The following is an 18848-nucleotide window of genomic DNA, read 5'->3' as shown; positions in this document are numbered from 1 at the left end:
GAGTATTACTTCCGGGCCCAGAAGTAGTAGTAGGCGGCGCCGTAACTCGTCATCGAAGGGATGGTCGCGACCAGCCGGTAGTTCGCCGCGCGGTACATGGCCTGGGCGATCGCCTGGTCCACTCCCGGGTTGTCGATGCCGTTGTAGACCACCTCCTGGAAGTAGCCCGCCGCGATCGCGGCCTGGTACGCGGCGGTGCCGCTCAGCGCCTGCCCCTTCGCCGTCGTGTACGTGAAGTAGAACGTGTCGGTGAACTGCGTCGGCTCGGCGTCCGGGTCGCCGCGCAGCCCGTAGATCGCCACCGAGTCGGCCTCGACGAGGTAGTGGCCGCCCGGCTTCTGGTACTTGATCAGCTCGGTGACCATGGTGTTCGAGTTGGGCCAGCCGTGGAACAGCTCGAGGGACTGGCCCATGCCCAGCGCGAAGGCCAGCACCATGACGCCGATGCCGAGCTGCGCCCGGTGGAAATGCGAGCCGACCAGCCGGACCAGGCCGTACCCGGCGAGGGGCGCGGCGAAGAACAGGCCGAAGGCCACGTGCTTCTGCAACGACGTGATCGTGTGCAGGTACGTCTGGTAGGCGACGGGCAGCGCCGCGGTGCCGGCGAGCAGCAGCGCCATCAACACGCGTTGCCAGCGGGCGTCGGGCAACGAGCGGTGGCCGTGCGACGGCGGCAGCATAATGAGATACACGCCGCCGAGCACGGCCGCGGCGAACACCGCGCCGCCCCATTGGCCGCCGTTCTGCAGCACGTACAGCATCGAGTTCGTGCCCTGCGCCCGCGCGGTCGTCGTCTGCTCGACGCCCTGCAGCGCGGTCGATCCGGCGATCCGCGCCATCGCCCAGAGCACGAAGGCGACCCCGACGCCGAGCGAGACCGGGCGCAGCAGCGCCAGCCTGCCGCTGTACGGTGCGGCGGCGAACAGCGCCAACAGCACGATCACCGGGACGAACATGAGCGCGGCGTACTTCGTGCCGACCGCCATCCCCGCCGGGAACACGGCGAGCAGGTAGAGCGGCCACGTGGCCTTGGCGAAGCGCACCACGAGCCAAGCGGCGAGCGCGAGCAGGAACAGCGCGCAGGCGTCATACGTGGCCAGCCCGCCGACGAACACGGCCGCCTCGGAGAAGGAGAACAGCGCCGTGCCGCACAGGGCCGCGCGGGTGCCGAAGATCCGGCGCGTGAGCAGGTAGAGCAGGCCGGCGGTGCCGAGCATGAGAGCGAGGCTCAGCAGCCGTGCGGCGAACAGCCCGCCGACCTGGTCGGCCACCGATCCGAGCACCGGGTAGAGCGTCGGTGCGCCGGAGAAGTAGGACCAGAAGTTCGTGGACAGCGCGGTGCCGTACAGCAGGTGGCCCAGCTCGAGGTGGCCCGCGTAGAGGTAGAGCGCCTCGTCTTCGAACGCCGAGTTGTTGTTGCGCAGCGTCAGCACGGCCTGCAGCAACAGGATCGCGGTCAGCAGTCCGCGCCGCGGCCAGTCTCCGGTCCAGAATCCCGGGCGCTGCGCCTTGGCGGCCTCCGAGCCGTCATCGACCGCGTCCAGCTTGATGGCCTTGATCAGCTCGGTCTCGGCCTGCATCGCGTGTTGACGCAGCATCTCGGGGCGCAGCAGCACGCCGGTCTCGTCGAAGGGGACGCTCTCCTGCCACGACGGCGGACCGGAGAAGCCGCCGTCGTCCGCCTTGGCGGGCTTCTCCGGGGCGGCGGGTGCGGCGGGGGCCGCGGCAGGCGCCGCGGCCGGAGCTTCGGCAGCGGCCTCGGCACGCATCTCGGACGACGCGGCGGCGCGCGGCACGATCGCCGGGAGCAGCTGCGTCTCCGCGGCGGCGTCCTCCTCGTACTGACTCTGGCTCACTTGACACCGCTCAGGGTGAAGCCGAACTCGCCGGTGGTGAGTTCCTGCTGGAACTCGGACTGCAGCGCGGGGCGGTTCTCGATCCGCCAGTCGCCGCCCTTGTTGTAGTCGTACCAGACGAAGCCGAGGATGTCAGAATGCTGATCCACTGCGTTGAACAGGTCCTTGAGCGACTGGTCCTCGTCCGTACCCGCCTCGACGGAGGTCTCCGCGATGATGAACGGCTTCTCGGTGAACTCGCGGATCTCGTCGAGGGTCGGCAGGTAGAGCGAGCTGTAGGTGTGCGGGCCGTCCGCCGTCCAGTAGCCGGTCACGCCGGCCCAGTCCACGTACGTGTCGCCGGGGTAGTACTGCTTGAGCTGGACGTTCGAGACGGGGTAGATGTCGTTCGGGTCCCAGATCCAGATCACGTTCGTCGCACCCGCGGCCGCGAACAGGTCGTGTACGTGCTTCCACGCGGCGACGAAGTCGGCGGCCGTGCTCTTGCTGGTGCCCCAGGGGTACCAGTTTCCGTTGAACTCGTGGCCGAAGCTGAGCGCGATCGGCACGTTGAGCGTGCGCACGGCCGTGGCGAAGGACGTGATGTAGGTGTCGCTGTCCCCGGCGGCGATGTTCGCCAACGAGGTGTTCCACGGCTCCCAGACCACGAAGTCCATCGCACCGTAGGACCAGGCGTTGGACGCGGCCTGGGTGTCGAAGGACGTGCCCCAGGCGAGGTATTGGCCGAGCAGGTTGGGCTTCTGGCCGACCCAGCCGGCGAACTTCTCGGCGGGCGAGATCGAATCGGGCGAGCCGTCGATCTCCAGGCCGAGGTATTTGCGGCTCGGGTTCAGCAGCGGGGTGATGTCGTACGCCGGTGCGAGCGGGACGCTCTGCCCCGCCGCCGCGGAGTGGGTGGCGGCTCCGGTGGGTGCGGGGGCCGCGCCCTTCGCGCCGGAGCCGGCCACCGGACGCCGCGGGTCGTTCCAGGTGCCGGCGGCCCGGACCACCGAGCAGCCGCTCAGCGCGCAGCCGACGAGCAGCACGGCCGCCAGGACCACGGATATCCGGCCGTGCCGGACGCGGGGCCGGCGCATCAGGCCTCCGCCTTCCGTGGCTGGGCGAAGACCCGCGCCGCGGTCGCCGCGTAGAACAGGCCGGAGGCCAGGAAGAGGGCGAAGTCGATGGGATCGCCGTCCTTCATCCGCCACAGCGCGACCCCGACCCAGGCCAGCGCGGTCGCCGAGGTCCAGCCGATCATGCCGATCCAGAAGCGCTGGTTGCGGCCCTGCTTCTTGGACGCGGACCCGGTCGGCTGCCAGCCCATCCGCTGCTTGCGCAGCACGTCCCAGATCGTGAAGACATGCGCCCAGCCGTAGATCATCCGGCACGCGTACGCCTCGAGCCGGTAGGGGACGCGGTGCCAGAGCGGGAAGATGAGGCCCGCGTAGAGCAGCCCGGGCAGCACCCACACCAGGTCCTGCACGCGCATTTCGTGCGGCCAGAACAGCATCAGCGCGGTCGGCACCAGCGGAACGACGAACGTGCCCAGAGCCGTGTGCACGTAGTAGAAGAACCCGGACAAGTAGCTCAGCCGCACCCGCCAGGGCAGCTTGGCGCCCCAGAACTTCTTGCTGCCCAGCATGCTCATGTTGCCGGAGCACCAGCGGTACTGCTGATTGACGTACGCGGCGATGTTGTCCGGGCACACCCCCGTGGACAGCGCCAGCGGCAGATAGCGCAGCACCCAGCCCTTGAGGTAGAGGTCGAATCCGGTGTGCACGTCCTCGGAGTGCTCGATCAGCGTCATGCCTCCGTTGGCCTCGAGGGCGGCGCGCCGGTAGACGGCGCAGGTGCCGACGCAGATCGCGCCGTCGTAGTTGGACAGCGAGGTCTGGATGTTGCGGTAGAACAGCTCCTGCACCGCGCCCGCCCCCCGCTCGACCCAGCTCTGCTGGTCGAGGACCCGGAAGAACTGCGGGGTCTGCACGATCCCGATCTTCGGATCGGCCTCCATCTGCGGGAGCACCTCGTCGAGGAAGTCGTCCCGCGGCGCGAAGTCGGCGTCCAGCAGCAGGATGTAGGGCGCGTGCGATATTCGGTAGCCGTAGAGCATGTTGCCGGCCTTCTTGTACCAGCCGCGATTGGCCCGGCCGGCGTAGACGAAGCCGAACTCACCGGCCATCTTCTGCAGCTTCGGGCTGGACGAGTCGTCGAGCACGTACGCGGTGACCTTGCCCTGGTACCGATCCCGCAGCGCGGCCACGTGCTGCCAGGTGTTGCGCAGCACCTCGGTCGGCTCGCCGCAGACCGGCAGCAGCACGTCCACCGCCGGGTACGACTCCGGCTGCCAGGCCGAGACAACCTTGCGGTGCGCCGGAAGATCGAAATCGGGAGTCAGTGCCGTGACGAACTGCGAAATGATGAAGTAGACGATGGTGAATCCCAGGAAGGGGACATAAGACCATATCCACGGAGAAAGCCGGGTCATCAGGATCTGGCTATACACGAGTGCGACGAAGCTCAGTGTCGCGAAAACAACCAGCAGCCTCGAGCCGCGCTTCGTGTACGAATACTTCTCGCGGTCGTCCGGGGGCACCGGAAGTAGCCCGCCGAGATCCTGTGTGGTGCGCGCCGGATCGGTCGCGACCCTGGTCACGGAGGGGAAGCCGGGTTTCCTGGGGCGGGCGCGCCGCCTGCCGAGGACTTCGGACATGAAGACTTCGAGCCCCCTCATGAACTGTTCTGAGCCGTACTCACGAGCTGCTGGTTGGAGATGCTACCGTGTGCGCCGGGCGTGCTGATCCCGCAACGGGAATTTACCTGACGCGCCGGGTGAACACCGAGATCCTGTGCTAGCTTCGTAATTCTTCGGTGCCGCAGTGTAGCGGCTGTGGTGTGCGGCCGTCGCCCGGCTAAGGCCGCTGCGGGCGCGGACCTGCGTTGGGGAGGACACTGTGAGAAGCATCAATGATCTGCTGTGCGACCTCCGAGCGGCGGCACCTCCCCGCGCCGCGGAGTTGACAGCGGACCAGCTCGAACGGCTGCGATGTCTTACCCGCGAGCTGCTCGAGCTCAAGCCGCAGTCGCTCGCGGAGTACCGGCGGTTCGAGAGCGTGCGCTCGCGGGGGATCGAGCTGCCGCGGCAGGAACTCGCGGCGCGGCTCGAGGGGGCCACGATCCTCGTCACCGGCGGCACGGGTTGTATCGGTCGGATCCTGCTGAAGCAACTGCTTCCGCATCGCCCGGCGCGGCTGGTGAGCATGAGCCGCGGCCGGACCGCGCTGCCCCGGATCGACGGGGTCGAGTTCGTGTACGGAGACGTGCGCTACCGCTCCAGCCTCGACGAGGTCTTCGCGGAGATCCGGCCGGACGTCGTCTTCCACGTCGCGGCGCAGCGCAACCCGGGTCTGGCCGAGGTCGAGGTGCTGCGCACCGTGGCCACCAACGTGTTCGGCACCAGGAACGTGCTGCAGGCCGCCGCGCGCAGCGGCACCGGGACGGTCGTGTGCGCGTCCACCGGCAAGGCGCTGCGCCCCTACTCCCCGGACGTCTACGCGGCCTCCAAGCGGATCGGCGAGTGGATCCTGGCCCGGACCGCCGCGTCCTCGGAGATCCGCCTCGCCGCCTCCCGGTTCACGCACGTCGTGGACAACTCGATCATCGGCGACCGGCTGCGCGCCTGGTGCGCCAAGGACGAGCCGGTCCGGCTGCACAGCGCGGACATCGGCTTCTATATCCAGTCGGCGCAGGAGTCCGCGCAGCTGCTGCTCTGCGGCCTGCTCGACGCCCAGCCCGGCAACCTGCGTCTCAATGCCCTGCGAGACCTGGACTGGCCGGCCAGTCTGCTCGAGGTGGCACTCGGCGCGATCGCGCACAGCGGCTCCTCGGCGCCCGTGTACATAGCGGGATACGACAGCGGCTACGAGGAGCAGGCGTTCCCCGGCCTGTACGACCCGATGACCGCGGGCGATGTGAGTCCGCTGATCAACGTGTTCGAGGCGATCGGTGCCAAGGCCGCGGCCTCCGAGCAGGTCGACATGTTCATCCCCGACGTCCTCGGCGACGACGAGGGGGCGCTGCGCGCGCTGGCCGCACTCGAGTCCGTCTGCGTCCCCGCGCTCACCGGCGAGCCCGACCCCGCCGTCGTCCGCCAGAAGCTCGACGACCTGTCCTGGGCCCTGCTCGACGCGACCGTCGTCCAGATCCCCGCCCAGTCCCGCGCCCGCGCCGTCCGCCTCGCCGAGCGCTCCGTCGCCACCCTCCCCGAACAGCACCCGCACCACAGGTTGCTCAGCACCCTGCGTCCGTGATCGAAGTCGGGCTGTGGTCTGCGGCTGACGTGACGTGACGTCGGCGGCGTGCGTCGCAAGCGGACAATCGACGGCCACCCGACACGCGCCGTCCTCCTGCCGCATCAGCTCGCGCCGAACCAGAACACCGTTTCGGACCAGCCGGTGTCAGGTACTCCGGCATCGAGCGCGTCGCTGAGCGTCCGCTCCTCATAGCCGAAGTGGGACTCCATGATCGCCGCCAGGCCGTCGAGCTCGCGCCCGATGGACTCCGCAGCCAGGTCGCGCGAATCTGCAGCCCTGTCCGCGAGTTCACGCACCCGAGACAGAATCGAGGCGATCATCCCATGATCCTCGACGAGCTTCGCAACGGTCACGGCGAGATCCGGCCGCTCGCGGAGCAAAGCGGAGAACATCCCCGCGTCCTCACCCTGGTGATGTGACGTCAACGCCTCGCAGAAGGCGAGGCAATGGGTCACCAGCGCGTCATCGCTCAACCGGCGGCGCCCAAGACCCGACTTGATCTCGCTGATATAGCGGCGCAATTCCTGATGTGCCTGTGCGAGCTGCGCACTCAAGGCGACGATACGGTCGCCCTCGCGGGAAGCCATGGATGGCGGTCCCTTCGGTCCCACACCTCCATGCCTGACGCAGTCCGCCACCGGCACGCGATGCCGCCTCATCCGATCACAGGCCTGATCGTCAGCGCTAGAAGGTGACGGTCCCGGGGCCGGAGATGACGATGGCCTGGCTGAGGAACGCGGCGGCGCCGGCGAGGAGCGTTGTGGACGACGTTCTCCTGGACATTGCGAACCCCAAGCAGACGTTGTCTGGACGAGCGGAAGTGCTACCGCGCTGTGGGTGAGCACGTGTTCCACTGTGCCGACGGCAGAGTGCCGCGGGTATCGGGGAAAGCCCTCGATCTACCCGGATCTGAACCCTGAGATCAACCCCGAGTCCAGCAGCCCCGCGCGCAGCAGGCAGTCCGCGCCGGGCTGGTCGGGTCGGTGATCCACGCCAGCGCCTCGCTCAGGTTGTGCTCGGCGATGTCCCGCATGAAGTCCTTGCGGGGGAAATCGCTTTCGAGCAGCCGCAGCGGGCCCGCCGTGAGGGAGAGGCGCTGGATGAGCATGTAGAGGGCGAGGCGGTCCTCGTCGAGACCGTCGACGGCTACGCGCGGGTAGTCGCCGTGCAGGCGGATCCGGAAGAAGACGTGCTCCCATTCGACGTCGAAGTACATCAGGTCTTCGATGTCGATGATGACCGGCCGGCCCTTCCGGTCCACCATGACGTGGTCGAGGCCGAGTTCACCGTGGACGACGGAGTACTCGGCTCGCGGGCGCACCGACGCCGCGAGCATGTGCAGGCGCTCCTCGAGCTGGTCGCGGGCGCTCTCGGCACGCGGGTCCCGGGCCGCCGCGTCGACGAGGCATCGCAGGCCGAACTCCAGAGCCACCGCCTCGCACGACGTCCCGCGCGACCTGCCTCCGCCGTCGACCAGGGCCACGCTGCCATACGCCGGTGCACGGTAGCTCCGCATCGCCTCCAGCCCGTCGGCCAGGCGGGCCATCGTCGGCTCGGCGGCCCGCGGATCGCGAGCGAGAAAGTCCATGAGGTCTTCGCCGGGGAAGTCTTCGAGGATTGCGATGTCGGCCGGGTAGTGGGTGCGGTCGCGGTCGACGAGGTAGAGCTCTGGGACGCGGAGGCCGAGCGCGTCCAGCCGCGTCCGCGCGGCTTCGAAGAGATCGAGTCCGTATCCGGGCGTGAACGGGTCGGCATCGTCCTCGCCCCACTGGGTCTCCGGCCAGTAGTTCTCCGAGGCCTCCCAGAGATAGGCGATCGCCGTGGTCGCGTCGTCCATCGTCAGGCGGTACACGCCCTTTCGGGTGCCGCCCGCGAGTCGATCGAGCTCCTTCAGCCGACGGCCGCCGCCCAGCGCGGCCCGCGCCGCCCCGGCCAGCTGATCCCGCGTCACAGTCCTGGGTGCCATGGCACTTCCCTCCGGTCGTCCGGGCAACCGGAGGAGCCTACGGGAACGGCGACGGGCCGTCCCGTGAATTAGATCCACGGAACGACCCGGTCGATCGAAATATCTCCGTCAGCAGCCCGGAAGGCGCGTCGCCAGGTAGGACTCGACCTGGTCCAGCGAGACGCGTTCCTGGTGCATCGTGTCGCGCTCCCGGACGGTCACCGCGTTGTCCTCGAGGGTGTCGAAGTCGACCGTGACGCAGAACGGGGTGCCGATCTCGTCGTGCCGACGGTAGCGGCGGCCGATGCCCTGCGCGTCGTCGAAGTCGACGTTCCAGCTGCGCCGCAGGTTGTCGGCCAGCTCCTTGGCCTTCGGGGACAGGTCCGCGTTGCGGGAGAGCGGGAGCACCGCGACCTTGAACGGAGCGAGGCGCCGGTCCAGCTTGAGCACCGCGCGCTTCTCCATCTTGCCCGCCGCGCTCAGCGCCTCCTCCTCGACGTAGGCGTCCAGCAGGAACGCGAGCATGGCCCGGTTCAGGCCCGCCGCCGGCTCGATCACGTACGGGGTGAACCGCTCGTTGTTCGGCTGGTCGAAGTAGGACAGGTCCTGGCCGGAGGCCTTCGAGTGCGTGGACAGGTCGAAGTCGGTCCGGTTCGCGACGCCCTCGAGTTCGCCGAACTCGCTACCGCCGAAGTTGAAGCGGTACTCGATGTCGACGGTGCGCTTCGAGTAGTGCGACAGCTTCTCCTTCGGGTGCTCGTACAGCCGCAGGTTGTCCGGCGAGATACCGAGGCCGGTGTACCAGTCGAAGCGCTCCTGGATCCAGTAGTCGTGCCACTTCTCGTCCTCGCCCGGCCGGACGAAGAACTCCATCTCCATCTGCTCGAACTCGCGGGTGCGGAAGATGAAGTTGCCCGGGGTGATCTCGTTGCGGAAGGACTTGCCGATCTGGCCGATGCCGAACGGGATCTTGCGCCGACTCGTCTCCAGCACGTTCTTGTACGACACGAAGATGCCCTGCGCGGTCTCCGGGCGCAGGTAGTGCAGGCCGGAGCCGTCGGCCACCGCGCCGAGGTGCGTGGTGAGCATGCCGTTGAACTGCTTGGTTTCGGTGAACTGGCCCTTCACGCCGCAGTTCGGGCAGTTGACGTCGGCCAGGCCGTGCTCGGGCGCGTGCTTGTGCTTGGCCTCGTACGCCTCTTCGAGGTGGTCGGCGCGGTACCGCTTGTGGCAGGACAGGCACTCGGTGAGCGGATCGGTGAACTCCTTGACGTGGCCGGAGGCCTCCCAGACCTCGCGCGCCAGGATCACCGAGGAGTCGAGGCCGACGACGTCCTCCCGGCCGCGCACCATCGACTGCCACCACTGGCGCTTGATGTTGTCCTTCAGCTCCACACCGAGCGGTCCGTAGTCGTACGCGGCACGGGAGCCACCGTAGATCTCGCTGGAGGGGAAGACGATGCCCCTGGCCTTGGCCAGTCGGACGATGGTGTCGATCTTGTCGGCGGCCACGATGATTCGTTCCTCTTTTTTCTGCCATCACGCCCGGCTGGCGTGCGGTCTTGCGGCATCGTACCGGTCGTGTCGGAGGTGTTTCCAACGCATTCGCCCGGCGGTCGCGCCCCCCGCGCCGCCCGGCCGGTCGAACGCGTCCGCGTCCGGTCAGTGGCACAATGAGGGATTGCGCCATACGGACGTGAAGCGAGGAGCATCGGTTATGCCGCAGCCGCAAGATTCCATCGGGGCGCGGACCACCGCCGTCCCCGCCCCCGGCCGCTCCACCCGGCAGCGGGCCGCGGTGACGGCCCTGCTCGAGGAGACCGAGGACTTCCTCTCCGCGCAGCAGCTGCACGACCGGCTGCGCCACCGCGGCGACTCGGTCGGGCTGACCACGGTGTACCGCACGCTGCAGTCGCTCGCCGAGACCGGCCAGGTGGACGTGGTGCGCACCGACGAGGGCGAGTCCGTCTACCGGCGCTGCTCGAGCGGCAGCCACCACCATCACCTCGTGTGCCGCAACTGCGGCACGGCGGTCGAGGTGGAGGGGCCCGCGGTCGAGGCCTGGGCCGGGAAGGTCGCGGCCGAGAACGGCTTCATCCAGGTGGAGCACACGGTGGAGATCTTCGGCACCTGCGCGAACTGCGCGGCGAAGGCGGCGGGCTGAGCAGTACGCAACGAGTCATACCGATGGGGCAGGCACACGGGACGTACGACGCACCCGCGACCTACGGGGTCATCCACACCATTCCGCGGCCGGTCTCGCCCGGCGACTTCGGCTCCAGGCCCTCCACGATCTTCTCGAGCCGGTAGCCGAGCCGCTTCGGAACTGCCGCGCTGGGCGCGTTGGCCGCGTCGCAGTGGATTTCCATCCGGCTGATCTTCGGCAGGGCGAGACCGATCTCGGTGAGCCGTCCGGCGGCACGCGTGACGATCCCCTTGCCGGTCAGGTCGCTGCGCAGCCAGTAGCCGATCTCCAGTCCGCCCGGGCCGACGCGGTCCATCAGCGAGATCGAGCCGAGGATCGCTCCGGCGCCGTCGGATATCCGGTAGTCGAAGGCCCGGCCGGTGGCCCACGCGAGGAAGCCGCGCTCGATGAAGTCCCGCTGGTCCTCGATTTTGATCGGCTCGACGCACCAGGGCATCCACGGGTGGAGCGCGGCGTAGCTCGCCTTGATCGCCTCGTGCAGCGCCTGCGCGTCGTCCTGGGTGTAGCGCCGCAGGTGGAACTCGTCGATCTCGATCCGCTCGGGCGCGAAGACGCCGGGCGGGAGCGCCTTGGGCCGCAACTCGGCCGCGGGTGTGTTCGTCATACAGCCCGATCTTGCCCAAGCCGCGGCTGAACGGCAACAGCTTTCGCCCCGGGGGTACCTTCCGAACACGACCTACGCCCGGTCAAGCTGCACCGCCGACCTCAGGTGTTCCGGGGTGCGGTCCGGCACCGTCTTGCGCACGAACGCCGTGCGGAGCGCGTGGTACGGCGCGCCGGGGTCGTCGAAGATCGCCCGCATCCGGGACAGCTCCGCCTGCCGGTAGCGCGCCAGCGGTCGCACCGCCTCGTCCGCGACCAGCCGCTTCGCCTTGTCCGCTATTCGATTGCTGAGATCCGGTGCCGCGGCCAGTTCGAACGCGTCGGCCCAGACGGCCTCGGTGAAGTCCTCCGGATCCACGTCCACCAGCCGGTCCGCCAGGCCGCCGCGCAGCGCCGCCGCCGCGCTGACCGGCAGCGCGTCCTGCATCAGCCGGTCCGTCTCCGCCTGGCCGACCCGCCGCGGCAGCAGGTACGTCCAGTATTCGGATCCGGACAGTCCCATCAGCCGGTAGTGCGGATTGAGCACGACGCCGCGGCGCAGCCAGACCTCGTCCGCGGCGAAGCCCAGCACGGCCCCGCCGGCCGCCGCGTTGCCGCCCATCGCGGCCACGACCATGCGGCCCGTCATCCGCAGCACCGCCTCGACCACGTCGTCGATCGCGTTGATATTGGCCCAGGACTCGGCCGCGGGATCGGCCGCCGCCTCGATCACGCCGAGGTGGATGCCGTTGCCGAAGAAGTCGCGCCGACCGCCGAGAACCAGGACCCTGGTACGCCTCGTGTCCGCGTGCCGGAGCGCCTTCAGCAGCCTGCGACAGTGCTCGGTGCTCAGCGCGCCGCCGGGGAAGCCGAAGCTAAGCATGCCGACCTCGCCGCGCTCCCGGTACGCGATCTCCGGCGAGCCCGGGCACTCCGGCAGGTGCCCGACCTGGCCGGACAGCGCCAGCGCGGCGGGCAGCTTCACCCCGCGCGGACCGCCGGGCAGCCGCTTCGGCTTCGCGTGGCTGATCCACACCGCGCCGTCCGCCGTCGCCCGGCACACCGCCCCGGTCCGGGTGGCCAGCAGGGTCCCCGGACGGCCGCGCAGCGCGTACTCCGGTTCGCCGCCGTAGAGGTAGAACTCCCGGTTGTCCAACCGGTCGAGCACGCCTGGGCTGGAATCCGCCGCGCGAAGCAGGGCGCTGACACGCTCGGTCGAATCGGCCGTCCAGTCGATCCGGCGCAGCTGCTGCGGGTACCCGCCGCGGGTCACCGACTCGCGCTGCGGCCGCGGGCTCAGCCCCGCCTCGAACCGGCGCACCGCCTCGTGCACCGCGGCGCTCGCCGCGTCGGCCAACTCGCCGCGATACAGGTCGCTCTTGCTCACGCCGGGCGGAATCCGGAACTCGGCCGACGCCCACACCGGCCCGGCGTCCATCGCGGCCACGGCCTGCAGCACGGTCACGCCCCAGGTCTCCGCGCCCAGGTGCAGCGCCCAGTCCAGCGACGAAGGACCGCGGTCCCCGGGCGGGCCCGGGTGCACGATCAGGCAGGGCAGCGCGCGCCAGACGTCCTCGGGTATCGCAGTGGTCAGCATCGGGGCGACGCAGAGTTCGAAATCCGGCGGTGTCCTCGGATCGCCGCCCGGGCCGAACACCGCCTCGCGCACCTCGTCCACCCCGCAGGCCGCGATCACCACCTCGAGTTCGTGCCCCGCGTCGGCCAGTTCGGCGTACACGCGCTGGGCGAGACTGTTGAAGGCGGTCGCGATCAGCAGGATCCGCACGAAGGGTCCTCTCCTCGGGGACGACGACAATGAGCACGGTACGAACGGGCGTTCCGCGCAGACTAGGGCACGGTGCCGGTCGCTCGGAGCAAATGCGGGTCAATAGGCTGCCAAGAATGCGCCGTGGCGCGCCGGTGGCGAAGCGGGTCGATACGCTGCGCCGTGCCGAGGTCGCGGCCGTGGCGCGCCAGCGGCGAAGTAGGTCAACAGGCTGTGCTGTACCGCGGCCGGCAGCCGTGGCGCGCTGGTGGCGAAGCGGTCGATACGTTGCGCCGTGTCAAGGCGCGGCCGTGGCGCGTCGGTGGCGCGAGAGCCGCGCGAGGGTCTTCGAACCTCGCCGGACCGTCCCGCTTGACAATCCCGAGACGCGATATATCGTGGTTCTCGGGCAACGCGATACATCGCGTTTCCAGTCGAGGGTACCGGACGGACACAGGACCACGCAGGGAAGGAATCGGGGAGGGCCATGGCCGAGAAGTGGAAGATCGAGCAGCCCGAGCAGTTGGCGATCGGCGACGGCGTGCATCGGCTGCGCCTGTCGGCGGTCGGCGGGCGCATCAACGTGCTGGGGGTGGACGGGCCCGCGGCGCTCGAGGTCAACCGGATCAGCGGGCCGCCGCTGAACGTGGACTTCGAGGACGGACAGCTGACCGTCAAGCACGGCGAGGACCTCAGGGCCGGCCTGTGGAGCTGGCTGACCCGCGGCGCCAAGCAGGAGGTGGAGCTGTCCCTCTCGGTGCCGCCGGACGCGCTGGTCGAGATCACCGTCGTCTCCGGACCGGTGGTGATCTCCAACTTCCACGAGCGCGTCAACGTCAAGGGCGTCTCCGGGGAGCTCACCCTGGCCGGCGTGTACGGGCCGACCAGCGTGAGCACCGTCTCCGGCGCGGTGACGGTCGAGCAGGCCACCGACGACCTCAAGGTCAGGGCCGTCTCCGGCGCGATCACCGTGCTCGCCGGGGCGGGCGGCGAGATCGAGCTCAACACCGTGGCCGGCTCGATCACCGTCGACCTCGAGGACCCGATGCCCGGCCGGGTGCACGCGACGTGCGTATCCGGCGCGCTCACCGTGCGCCTGCCGCACGACCCCGACGTCGAGGTGAACATCACCTCCACCAGCGGCCGGGCCACCACCGCGTTCCCCGAGATCACCCGCAGCAGGCAGCCGGGCAGCTCGCGGCTGAGCGGCGTGATCGGCAGCGGCGCCGCGCAGCTCAAGGGACACACCGTGTCGGGATCGATCACGCTGCTGCGCCGCGATCCGGATGAGGACGCGGACATCCAGGACACTCAGGATGCGAAGCCGGACAGCACCGGCGACGAAGGAATCGAGGACGCACGATGACTCCGGTCTTCGGACACGGCCGGCTCCGGCTGTACCTGCTCAAGCTGCTCGACGAGAGCCCCAGGCACGGCTACGAGATCATCCAGCAGCTGCGCGAGCGCTTCGCCGGCCTCTACTCGCCGAGCGCGGGCACCGTCTACCCGCGTCTCGCCCGCCTCGAGACCGAGGGCCTGATCAGGCACGAGACCGACGGCGGCCGCAAGGTCTACCAGATCACCGACGCAGGCCGGGCTGAGCTCGCCGCTCGCGCGGGCGAGCTCGAGGAACTGGAGACCGAGATCCGTGCCTCGGCCCGCGACCTGGCCGAGGGCATCCGGCAGGAGGTGCGCGAGTCGGCCAAGGCGGTGCAGCAGGAGCTCGCCGAACAGGCCCGCCTCGCCCAGCAGGAGGAGTCGGCCGGCCGCAGGGGCCCGACCGGCGGCTGGGCCGGGATCCCGCCGTGGGCCCCGCAGCCGCCGACCCCGCCCGAGTTCGAGGACGCCGTGCCGCCGATGCCCCCGACGCCGCCGGGAGGTGGTGCCGGTTTCCCCGGTTTCCCTCCTGGGTTCCCCTTCGTGCAGCCGCCGGGATCCGCTAACTGGAGTCGTGAGCAGTGGCGGGAGTGGAAGCAGCAGATGAAGGAGCAGGCCCAGGAGTGGAAGCAGCACCAGGACGAGTGGAAGCAGCAGCACAAGGACTGGCGTGAGCAGCAGAAGGACCACCGGCGCGAATGGCGTCAGCAGCAGCGTGACTGGCAGCGCGACTGGAAGGAGCAGTGGGCGCGCCAGTGGAAGGAGCAGTGGCAGCAGCAGGGTGATGACTGGGAGGGCGGCATGCAGAACTGGCGCGCGTGGTTCGGCGGTCTGGCGGGGGAGACCGACTTCAGCCAGCTCGGCGAGATGCTGAGCTACCTGCGGCGGGAGGGCGGCCCGGTGGCGGACGCGTTCCGTCGGCACGGGACGCTCACCGAGCAGGAGCAGGCCGAGGTCAAGGAGATCCTGGACCGGACGCTGCAGCAGCTCAAGGACCTGCTCGACGGCCCGCGGGACGCGCCGCCGGTCGAGTCCCCGGGCGAGGAGCGGGGCGAGTAGCCGGACGCGTGGCGGGGGGCGCGAGCCGGGAGCCAGGCAGCGGGGGAGGCCTCGGGGAAACGGGGTCGGGGGAAACGGGGTCGGGGGACGGGAGGAGGGGAGCGCCGTGGGGCGCCGGACGGTCAGGGTCCGGCGCTCCACGGCGCTCCGCTGAGCCGTTTCGGGTGTTGCGTCCCCTATCCGGGGGAATGACCGCCGTCCGGTCGGTACCCGGCCGCTTCCGCTTCGACCATGGTCTTGACGGGGCGCTGAACATACCGTGGCGGATGCCGGACACGCGCCGGGCGCGCGCCCCCTAGACTCCCGGTGTGACTGAGGGCTGGATAGTGATCGCACCGGACAAGTTCAAGGGCTCGCTGAGTGCCGCCGAGGTGGCCGACGCCGTGGCCGAGGGACTGGCGAGGGCCGACGCGTCGGTCGAGGTGCGCACGATCCCGATCGCCGACGGCGGGGACGGCACGGTGGACGCGGCGGTGTCGGCCGGGTTCGAGCGGCGCACCGTCACCGTGCGCGGGCCGCTCGGCGCGCCGGTCGAGGCCGCCTTCGGCGTGTCCAACCACACCGCCGTCGTCGAATTATCCGAGGCCAGCGGCCTGCGCAGGCTGCCGCCCGGCGTGTTCGACTCGCTGCACTCCTCGACGTACGGCACCGGCGAAGTCGTCCGCGCGGCCCTCGATGCCGGAGCGCGCACCCTCGTCCTCGGCGTGGGCGGCAGCGCCAGCACCGACGGCGGCGCCGGAATGCTCGCCGCGCTCGGCGCCCGGTTCCTCGACGCGGCGGGCCACGAGCTCGAAGGCTGCGGCGCCGCGCTGACCGAGCTGGCGAGCGTGGACCTGTCGGGGCTCGACGAGCGGATCGCGCAGACCGAGGTCATCCTGGCGACCGACGTGGACAACCCGCTGCTCGGCACGTTCGGCGCCGCCGCGGTCTACGGCCCGCAGAAAGGCGCCGCCCCGGACGACGTCCTCGCTCTCGAGACCGGTCTCGGCCGCCTCGTCGACGTGCTGACGAAGCAGTTGGGCGAGCACGCCGTCGCCGCGGCCGCCCAGCCCGGAGCCGGTGCGGCCGGAGGCGTCGGCTACGGCGCGATCGTCGGTCTCGGCGCGACCGTGCGCCCGGGCATCGAGCTGATGCTGGAGCTGCTGGGAGTCGAGCAGGCGGTGCGCGGCGCCAGGCTCGTCATCACCGGCGAGGGCTCCCTCGACGAGCAGAGCCTGCGTGGAAAGGCCCCCGTCGGCATCGCCCGCCTCGCCGCCCTGCACGGCGTCCCGGTGGTCGCGGTCTGCGGCCAACTCCGCCTGACCGAGGATCAGCTCCACCAGGCCGGCATCCAGCAGGCCTTCGCCCTCGCCGACCTCGAGCCGGATCCGGCGCGCTGCATGGCCGAAGCGGGCAGGCTGCTGAGGGAAATCGCGCCGAGGCTGATCGGCGCCCTCGGCCTGAGCTGAAGGCCGAAGTCGAAGGCCGAAGTCGAAGCCCGAAGCCGAAGGCCAGCCGGTCGGAACTGGCTATTGGTCGGCGCCGGACCGCGATGCTTTGCTCGGATCATGGCTGATGCGATGCCCGATGCAGTGCCCGACGATGTATCCGTACCGGTGCCCGTGCCCGCCGGCTACGAGATCTCCATCGATCCCGCCCGGCTGGATTCCGCGCTTGTGCACGCCTGGTTGTCCACCGACGCGTACTGGGCCATCGGCCGCTCCCGCGCGAAGCAGGACCGCGCGATCGCCGGCTCACTCAACTTCGGCGTGTACGAAGTGCCCGGCGCCGCCCAGGTCGGCTACGCCCGCGTGGTGACGGACAAGGCCGACTTCGCATGGCTCTGCGACGTCTACATCGTCCCCGGCGCCCGCGGCAAGGGCCTCGGGACCGCGCTGGTCGCAGCCGTCCGCGACCACCTCGCCCCCTACCGCCTCCGCCGCATCATCCTCGCGACCGCCGACGCGCACGACGTCTACGCGAAGGTCGGCTTCGAGCCACTCGCCAAGCCCGAGTCCTGGATGGTGCTCGGAGCGCGGTAGTCCGCACCTTGCGGTTGACGGCGCGGTCGACGGCCGTTGCCCCTACAGCGGCGCCGGGTTCCTCGAGGCGTCGTCGGCGGTGGGGTTCGGCCTGGCGCCGCCGAAGCGGCGGTCGCGCTCGGCGTAGATCTGGATGGCGCGCCACAGTTCGGTGCGGTCGAAGTCGGGCCAGAGGGTGTCGAGGAAGACCATCTCGGCGTAGGCGGAGCGCCACAGCATGAAGTTGGACGTGCGCTGCTCGCCCGAGGACCGGAGGAACAGGTCCACGTCGGGCATGTCGGGCTCGTCGAGATACTTGGCGAACAGCTTCTCGTCGATGCGGTTCGGGTTCACCTTGCCGGCCGCGACATCCCTGGACAGGGCGGCGGCGGCGTCGGCGATCTCGGCGCGGCCGCCGTAGTTCACGCACATGTTCAGCGTGAAGCGATCGTTGTACTTCGTCCGCTCCTCGGCCATCTCGAGCTCGTCGATGACCGACTTCCACAGCCGCGGGCGACGGCCGGACCAGCGGATCCGGACGCCGAGGTCGTCCATCTCGTCGATACGGCGGCGGATCGTGAGCCGGTTGAAGCCCATCAGCCAGCGCACCTCGTCCGGCGAGCGGCGCCAGTTCTCGGTGGAGAAGGCGTACGCGGAGATGTGCGTGACGCCGATCTGCACCGCGCCCTCGACCACGTCGAACAGCGACTTCTCGCCGACCTCGTGGCCCTCGGTGCGGGACAGGCCGCGCTCCTTGGCCCAGCGGCCGTTGCCGTCCATCACGATCGCCACGTGCCTGGGCACGAGCTCGGCCGGGATCTTCGGCGGCAGCGCGCCGTCCTTGTGCGGCTTCGGGTCCCGGTACGTCCGCGGGCCGGTCGGCCGGGCCGTCGTCTCGACCGGGCTCGACTTCCTGAGCAGTGCCATCCGTCGTCTTCCGTTCTCAGATCCCTAGTACCAGGCCGCCGGTCACCGTTCGACCAGCCGCAGTGAGCGCAGGCCGCGCTCCAGGTGCCACTGCAGGTATGCGGCGACCAGTCCGCTGGCCTCGCGCCGGTGCCGCGGCTCGCTCGCGTCGGCGATCGCCCACTCCCCGGCCAGCAGCGCGCCGAGCAGGTCCACGGTCGCCTGCTGCGGCACCGCGGCGCCGCCCGGCTTGCAGGTCGGGCACACCACGCCGCCCGCCGGCAGCGAGAAGAAGCGCCACGGCACCCCCGCCGCCGGCTCGTTCCCGCAGCCCGCGCAGTCGCGGAAGGACGGGGCGTACCCGGCGATCGCCAGCGAGCGCAGTATGAACGCGTCGAGCACCAGGCCCGGCGCGTGCTCCCCGCCGATGAGCGCGCGCAGCGCGCCGAGCAGCAGCAGGTACTGCTGCAGCGCGGGCTCGCCCTCCTCGGTCAGCCGCTCCGCCGTCTCCAGCATCGCGGTCCCGGCCGTGTACCGCGCGTAGTCCGCGACGATCGTCCCGCCGTACGGCACGATCGTCTCGGCCTGGGTGATCATGCCGAGCGCGCGATTCTCCCTCTCGAAGGTCTGGAAGTCCACGTGCGCGAACGGCTCGAGCCGCGCGCCGAACTTCGAGGTCGTCCGGCGCACGCCCTTGGCGACCAGCCGCAGCCTGCCGCGGTCCCGGGTGAGCATCGTGATGATGCGATCCGCCTCGCCCAGCTTCTGGGCGCGCAGCACGATCCCGTCGTCACGTTGGAGGCTCACCTGCTCATTCTCGCAGACGCGCGACCGTGCGCGGAGTCGTGCGGCCGCAC

General features: G+C 70.1%; 16 protein-coding genes. 6 read left to right on the top strand and 10 right to left on the bottom strand.

What is annotated here, in order from left to right; translation table 11 throughout:
• Positions 1-5: 5 nt before the first annotated feature.
• Genes VG296_RS05640 through VG296_RS05630 form a run of 3 tightly spaced genes read right to left on the bottom strand, consistent with a single transcriptional unit; the run spans position 6 to position 4551 of the window.
• Complete coding sequence (locus VG296_RS05640; protein ID WP_325563791.1) at positions 6-1856, bottom strand: ArnT family glycosyltransferase; 1851 nt, start codon at positions 1854-1856, stop codon at positions 6-8.
• Positions 1853-2932, bottom strand: coding sequence for a glycoside hydrolase family 26 protein (locus tag VG296_RS05635; RefSeq protein ID WP_325563789.1), 1080 nt, complete (start codon positions 2930-2932; stop codon positions 1853-1855). The genes VG296_RS05640 and VG296_RS05635 overlap by 4 nt, the downstream gene beginning before the upstream one ends.
• Positions 2932-4551, bottom strand: a complete 1620-nt coding sequence (locus VG296_RS05630; protein ID WP_325563787.1) for a glycosyltransferase family 2 protein — start codon at positions 4549-4551, stop codon at positions 2932-2934. Before VG296_RS05630 ends, VG296_RS05635 begins: the two co-directional genes overlap by 1 nt.
• Positions 4552-4792: 241 nt before the next feature.
• On the opposite strand from VG296_RS05630, the gene VG296_RS05625 reads away from it, so the two are divergent.
• Positions 4793-6148 (top strand): polysaccharide biosynthesis protein, encoded by a 1356-nt coding sequence (locus VG296_RS05625; RefSeq protein WP_325563785.1) that lies wholly within the window; start codon positions 4793-4795, stop codon positions 6146-6148.
• Positions 6149-6252: 104 nt separating this feature from the next.
• Here the strand turns inward: VG296_RS05625 and VG296_RS05620 are convergent, their stop codons facing one another.
• From VG296_RS05620 to VG296_RS05610, 3 genes are all read right to left on the bottom strand, one after another.
• Positions 6253-6738, bottom strand: a complete 486-nt coding sequence (locus VG296_RS05620) for a hemerythrin domain-containing protein (RefSeq protein WP_325563783.1) — start codon at positions 6736-6738, stop codon at positions 6253-6255.
• Between the two features lie 335 nt (positions 6739-7073).
• The gene (locus VG296_RS05615) at positions 7074-8117 is read right to left on the bottom strand and encodes a phosphotransferase family protein (protein WP_325563781.1); all 1044 of its coding nucleotides are present in this window, start codon (positions 8115-8117) and stop codon (positions 7074-7076) included.
• Positions 8118-8225: 108 nt separating this feature from the next.
• The gene (locus VG296_RS05610; protein ID WP_325563779.1) at positions 8226-9608 is read right to left on the bottom strand and encodes a glycine--tRNA ligase; all 1383 of its coding nucleotides are present in this window, start codon (positions 9606-9608) and stop codon (positions 8226-8228) included.
• Positions 9609-9813: 205 nt separating this feature from the next.
• On the opposite strand from VG296_RS05610, the gene VG296_RS05605 reads away from it, so the two are divergent.
• Positions 9814-10260, top strand: a complete 447-nt coding sequence (locus VG296_RS05605) for a Fur family transcriptional regulator (protein ID WP_325563777.1) — start codon at positions 9814-9816, stop codon at positions 10258-10260.
• Positions 10261-10321: 61 nt separating this feature from the next.
• On the opposite strand, the gene VG296_RS05600 is transcribed toward VG296_RS05605, so the two are convergent.
• Positions 10322-10906 carry a GNAT family N-acetyltransferase gene (locus VG296_RS05600; RefSeq protein ID WP_325563775.1) on the bottom strand — a complete coding sequence of 195 codons (585 nt, stop codon included), beginning with the start codon at positions 10904-10906 and terminating at the stop codon, positions 10322-10324.
• Positions 10907-10978: 72 nt separating this feature from the next.
• Positions 10979-12670, bottom strand: coding sequence for an enoyl-CoA hydratase-related protein (locus VG296_RS05595; RefSeq protein WP_325563773.1), 1692 nt, complete (start codon positions 12668-12670; stop codon positions 10979-10981).
• Between the two features lie 466 nt (positions 12671-13136).
• On the opposite strand from VG296_RS05595, the gene VG296_RS05590 reads away from it, so the two are divergent.
• From VG296_RS05590 to VG296_RS05575, 4 genes are all read left to right on the top strand, one after another.
• Positions 13137-14015 (top strand): DUF4097 family beta strand repeat-containing protein, encoded by an 879-nt coding sequence (locus VG296_RS05590; protein ID WP_325563771.1) that lies wholly within the window; start codon positions 13137-13139, stop codon positions 14013-14015.
• Complete coding sequence (locus VG296_RS05585; protein WP_325563769.1) at positions 14012-15085, top strand: PadR family transcriptional regulator; 1074 nt, start codon at positions 14012-14014, stop codon at positions 15083-15085. The genes VG296_RS05590 and VG296_RS05585 overlap by 4 nt, the downstream gene beginning before the upstream one ends.
• Before the next feature lie 308 nt (positions 15086-15393).
• Positions 15394-16533 (top strand): glycerate kinase, encoded by a 1140-nt coding sequence (locus VG296_RS05580; RefSeq protein ID WP_325563767.1) that lies wholly within the window; start codon positions 15394-15396, stop codon positions 16531-16533.
• Between the two features lie 111 nt (positions 16534-16644).
• On the top strand, positions 16645-17106 hold the full coding sequence (locus VG296_RS05575) for a GNAT family N-acetyltransferase (protein ID WP_414641057.1): 462 nt from the start codon (positions 16645-16647) through the stop codon (positions 17104-17106).
• A 42-nt stretch (positions 17107-17148) separates the two neighbouring features.
• Here VG296_RS05575 and VG296_RS05570 read toward each other — a convergent pair whose 3' ends face one another.
• On the bottom strand, positions 17149-18012 hold the full coding sequence (locus VG296_RS05570; RefSeq protein WP_325563763.1) for an isoprenyl transferase: 864 nt from the start codon (positions 18010-18012) through the stop codon (positions 17149-17151).
• A gap of 42 nt (positions 18013-18054) precedes the next feature.
• On the bottom strand, positions 18055-18798 hold the full coding sequence (gene recO, locus VG296_RS05565; RefSeq protein WP_325563761.1) for a DNA repair protein RecO: 744 nt from the start codon (positions 18796-18798) through the stop codon (positions 18055-18057).
• Positions 18799-18848 lie beyond the last annotated feature (50 nt).

The organism is Actinospica sp. (genome assembly GCF_035552695.1).
GTDB lineage: Bacteria > Actinomycetota > Actinomycetes > Streptomycetales > Catenulisporaceae > Actinospica.
Note: the sequence above shows the minus strand (reverse complement) of the source record. Positions and strands in the feature narration are given on the sequence as shown.

Coding starts and splice junctions, on each gene's coding strand:
- VG296_RS05635 (WP_325563789.1), bottom strand. CDS start 2,932: ATGCGCCGGCCCCGCGTCCGGCACGGCCGGATATCCGTGGTCCTGGCG.
- VG296_RS05630 (WP_325563787.1), bottom strand. CDS start 4,551: ATGTCCGAAGTCCTCGGCAGGCGGCGCGCCCGCCCCAGGAAACCCGGC.
- VG296_RS05620 (WP_325563783.1), bottom strand. CDS start 6,738: ATGGCTTCCCGCGAGGGCGACCGTATCGTCGCCTTGAGTGCGCAGCTC.
- VG296_RS05615 (WP_325563781.1), bottom strand. CDS start 8,117: ATGGCACCCAGGACTGTGACGCGGGATCAGCTGGCCGGGGCGGCGCGG.
- VG296_RS05605 (WP_325563777.1), top strand. CDS start 9,814: ATGCCGCAGCCGCAAGATTCCATCGGGGCGCGGACCACCGCCGTCCCC.
- VG296_RS05600 (WP_325563775.1), bottom strand. CDS start 10,906: ATGACGAACACACCCGCGGCCGAGTTGCGGCCCAAGGCGCTCCCGCCC.
- VG296_RS05590 (WP_325563771.1), top strand. CDS start 13,137: ATGGCCGAGAAGTGGAAGATCGAGCAGCCCGAGCAGTTGGCGATCGGC.
- VG296_RS05585 (WP_325563769.1), top strand. CDS start 14,012: ATGACTCCGGTCTTCGGACACGGCCGGCTCCGGCTGTACCTGCTCAAG.
- VG296_RS05575 (WP_414641057.1), top strand. CDS start 16,645: ATGCCCGATGCAGTGCCCGACGATGTATCCGTACCGGTGCCCGTGCCC.
- VG296_RS05570 (WP_325563763.1), bottom strand. CDS start 18,012: ATGGCACTGCTCAGGAAGTCGAGCCCGGTCGAGACGACGGCCCGGCCG.